Here is a 3,816-nt window from a genome sequence, read left to right as displayed (position 1 = left end):
GCCACCCTTGACCGCGGAGCCTCTACGCGAGAAAGGCAGGCCCTATGGGGCAGGCAGGGAAGCCAGCCCCTGAATGCGCAGACCACCACCCAGCAGGGCCAGTGGGTGGTCACCCGAGGAGCAGAAAGGCACCGGAGCCGCCCGTACGGACTGGAACGGAACGGCACCAATCGATACGTTCGGCCAGCTCAGCGGCATCATTCAGCACGCCACGGCAGGGCACTTCTGCGCTGATAACGAAGAGGTCGGAGGTTCAAGTCCTCCTAGACCCACTGGAACACGACAATCGGGTCCGGACGAATTCGTCCGGACCCGATTGTTTTTTCGATGGAAGCCTTCGTTCCCTCCGCACCGCGCGGCCGGAATCGGGAACGAGCAAAGGGCAATCCGGCCGAGGCCGGGGAGCGGGCCGTCGGACGGCGCACTAAGCTGAAAATATGAAATACGTTCTCACCATCGGAATTGTCGCCGCGGTCCTCATCGGAATCAACAAACTGCGCCAGCGTGACGACGCCGATCTGTGGCATGAGGTCACCACTCGCTGAGCCCGCCGCATTCGACGTCCCCGGCTATCCGGTAGATACCGGATAGCCGGGTGATCACGGCCGGGCCAGCAGCTCGATGACCGAGTGCACCTGAGCGGTGGTCGGCGTCGGCAGGTTGTCCCGGCCGTGGATCAGTCCGAGACCGATGTACACCATCGCCCCGGCCCGCAGCCGGGCCTGATATTCGTCGAATCCGAGGTCCAGCATCGTCCGGTGCACGGTTTCGAAGACCTGCTGATCGAGGGTGCGTACCGCGGCCGCGACCTTCGGATTACTCCGTGACCATTCCCGGACCGTCGTCTCCACCAGCCAGTGCCGCCGGTCGACGAGCATCGCCGCCATCTGCTCGATTCGTTCCTCGACCGGGATCTCCGCGAAGGCGCCCAGATCGCGCACCGTTTCGCTCTGGATGGCGCTCCAGCGATCGGCCATCGCCGTCATGAGCTGTTCGATATCGTCGAAATGCCAGTAGAAACTGCCCTTGGTTACCCCGAGTTCCTGGCACAGCCGCGGGATCCTGATCGCCGCGACTCCCTCGCGTGACAGCAGATTCAACGCCCCGTCGACCCAATCGTCGTAGGACAGCCGCGCGCTGCGGCGGCTCCGGCGTTGCTGCGCCTGCGCCTTTCTCGATTTCGGACGGGAGTGCGCCGGCCGTTCGTCGGCGGAGTCCGGGTGGTCGGTGGCGGGGGAATCCGCCGTCATCGGTCCGACGGTTCGGCGCTGGGTCTCATACCCCGATGGTAGGGGAGCCGGGTTCGCGGTCTCGCTGTAAACCGCCATCGACGCCGGTGCGGGCGATCGGCGGACCGAATCGGGTAGATCCGTTCGCCGTGCCTCGTCGAACCCGGACCGAATTCCATACTATCGAGTACTGTATCTCCGTACACTCAGGTACGGTCCAGAGCGGCCGGACGGATCACCGGCCGGGTCGCCGGAACCGGCGAGGGGAGCGGCGACGATGTCGGTAACTGTGGAGTCTCCGGGCGGCGCGGAGGGCGTCGAACCGCGGTGCCCGGAGGCGTTTCGCTACTGGCAGGCGCGGGAGAGCCCGGGAGTGCGCCGGGCGCAGCGTTGGTTGCGGGCGCTCACCGGAGCCGAACTCTTCCCCACCGACGAACAGGCGTGGGCGCTGTGCCGGGATATGTTCTCCGGTGATCCGGTGGCCGAACGATTCGTCGCCGAGGTCTTGCACGGCGATATCGGCCGCGAGCACGGCCGCCGGATGCTCGATACCGCCCTGAGCGCGGGTATCGGGGCGGTGCCCGAGGCCCCGGAGGCCATGTGTGAGCTGTTCGCCGAATTCGAGACCGTACCCGAGTGGGTGCGCCCCGAGCTGGTCGAGCGTGGTGCCGCGGTCTGGCGCCGGTGGGGGACCATGCTGTTCGGTTTCGCGGGTGCGGAAACCCTGGAGATGTACACCGAATCCGCGGTGGCCACACCGCTTTCGCTGGCCGGCGGCTATGCCGGCGACAGTGCGCTGCGGCGATTCCTGGAGACCTGCCGGTTCTGGATGGATGTCTCGGAGCCGGGCGCGCTGTTCACCGCCGGGTCGGCGGGCCGGGCCACCGCGCTGAAGGTCCGGATCATGCACGTCTCGGTCCGTGCGGGCGTGGCACGACATCCCGAATGGGATACCGAGCGGTGGGGGTTGCCGATCAGCCAGACCTACCAGTTGCTCACCTTGATCGCCGGCAGCACCGTCCCGGGCCTGGGGCTGTGGGCACTCGGTTACCAGACCACTCCCGCGGAGTTCCGGGCCCTGCTGCATTTCCAGAAGTACATGGGACATCTGCTCGGTGTACGGCTCACCTGGCACCCGGAGACGGTGGCCGATACCTTGCGGGTGATGGCGATGACCATGGTCGCCCGCGCGCACGACTCCGGGGCGCAGGGCGCCGAACTCATCGAGTCCTACCCGGCGGCCTTCGCGCCGCGGGCCGGACAGCGCGGGCCGGCCAGGCTGCGGGCGCGGTACAACTACCGGATCAACTCCGCTTACGCGGCGTTGTTCATGCTGCCCACTACGCGCCGCCGGTACCGGATGCCGCCGGCCTTCCCGTGGGTGCTGCTTCCCATCGCGCGGATTCCGCTGGTCACCGCCGTGGAACTGCTGCGGCGGGTTCCTCCTGTCGGGCGTCTGCACGAGCAGTTGATGCTGTGGCACCGGGAGAACTGGTACCGCGAGCAGATGCAGGGGCGTGAGGCGGAGTTCGAGGCCACGGGCGCGCTGCGGCGGTGACGTACCCTTGTTTGACGGTGTACGTGCCGGAACGCTACTGTTTCGCAGGCGGCGGCCGGTTTTCCGCCGGTCCGCACGGGGCCTTAGCTCAATTGGCAGAGCACTGCCTTTGCAAGGCAGGGGTTAGGGGTTCGATTCCCCTAGGCTCCACTTCTCCGCCACCGCGTCAGCAGGTGGCTCCCATCAGGTGATCGCGATGGCGATCGCCCCATTCTTCCAGCGGGCGTAGCGCGCCGGCGAGATCCCGGCCGAGTGCGGTGAGCGAGTACTCCACGCGCGGCGGCACCTCGGGGTACACCTCACGGAGAACCACCCCCGACGCCTCCAGTTGGCGCAGGTTCTCCGTCAGCACCTTCTCGCTGACCCCGGTCAGTGCGCGGCGGATCTCGCCGAACCGGCGCGGCTGCTCGCCGAGGATCCACATGAGGTGCATCTTCCATTTGCCACCGACCACATCGATGGCAAGCGACATGCCACAGACATCGTGATCCGTATCACCGGCTGCGGTCATCGCGTCCTCCTGACCTCATCACGGACCTCGAGGTGGGCAACCCCACCCGGGCGTACGTTCTTGTCCACTCTAGCTGCGGCGACGCACTATCGGAGCCGGCGCCGAACCATCCGCAGCACTACCGAGAAGGGGCACGAACATGTCTCAGCAGAACAGCCGGTCCGTCAGTGTCATCGGCCTGGGGCCGATGGGACAGGCGATGGTGCGCGCTTTCCTCGCGGCAGGTGTCGAGGTCACCGTGTGGAACCGCACCGCGGCCAAGGCCGACGCGATGGCGGCGCTGGGTGCGAAACGCGTCGAGACCGTGGCCGAGGCACTCGCCGCCAACGAGGTGATCGTGCTCAGCCTGACCCACTACGCCGCGATGTACGACGTGCTCGGTCCGGTGACCGACCGGCTCGCCGGCAAGGTGATCGCGAACCTGTCCTCGGACTCCCCGGAGACCGCTCGCAAGGGCGGCGCGTGGGTGCGATCGCACGGCGCCGAATTCCTTTCCGGCGGATTCATGTCGGCGGGCG

5 protein-coding genes and 1 tRNA gene are annotated in these 3,816 nt (G+C 67.1%); 4 read left to right on the top strand and 2 right to left on the bottom strand.

Going from position 1 to position 3,816, the window contains the following annotated elements:
* The first annotated feature begins 437 nt into the window (after positions 1-437).
* Entirely contained in the window at positions 438-545 is a 108-nt protein-coding gene (locus tag ACWDU1_RS30495; protein WP_327148968.1) for a DLW-39 family protein, read from the top strand.
* A 54-nt stretch (positions 546-599) separates the two neighbouring features.
* On the opposite strand, the gene ACWDU1_RS30490 is transcribed toward ACWDU1_RS30495, so the two are convergent.
* Positions 600-1,250 carry a TetR/AcrR family transcriptional regulator gene (locus tag ACWDU1_RS30490; RefSeq protein ID WP_450003766.1) on the bottom strand — a complete coding sequence of 217 codons (651 nt, stop codon included), beginning with the start codon at positions 1,248-1,250 and terminating at the stop codon, positions 600-602.
* Between the two features lie 256 nt (positions 1,251-1,506).
* Here ACWDU1_RS30490 and ACWDU1_RS30485 point away from each other — a divergent pair, with 256 nt between their 5' ends.
* Positions 1,507-2,787, top strand: coding sequence for an oxygenase MpaB family protein (locus ACWDU1_RS30485; RefSeq protein ID WP_450003764.1), 1,281 nt, complete (start codon positions 1,507-1,509; stop codon positions 2,785-2,787).
* Between the two features lie 77 nt (positions 2,788-2,864).
* Positions 2,865-2,937, top strand: a tRNA-Ala gene (locus tag ACWDU1_RS30480).
* A 16-nt stretch (positions 2,938-2,953) separates the two neighbouring features.
* Here the strand turns inward: ACWDU1_RS30480 and ACWDU1_RS30475 are convergent.
* Positions 2,954-3,298 carry a winged helix-turn-helix transcriptional regulator gene (locus ACWDU1_RS30475; RefSeq protein ID WP_450003763.1) on the bottom strand — a complete coding sequence of 115 codons (345 nt, stop codon included), beginning with the start codon at positions 3,296-3,298 and terminating at the stop codon, positions 2,954-2,956.
* Positions 3,299-3,437: 139 nt separating this feature from the next.
* Between ACWDU1_RS30475 and ACWDU1_RS30470 the strand changes: the two genes are divergently transcribed.
* A partial coding sequence (locus ACWDU1_RS30470) for an NAD(P)-binding domain-containing protein (RefSeq protein WP_450003761.1) occupies positions 3,438-3,816 on the top strand: 379 nt, incomplete at its 3' end.

The organism is Nocardia sp. NPDC003345 (assembly GCF_053589395.1).
Note: the sequence above shows the minus strand (reverse complement) of the source record. Positions and strands in the feature narration are given on the sequence as shown.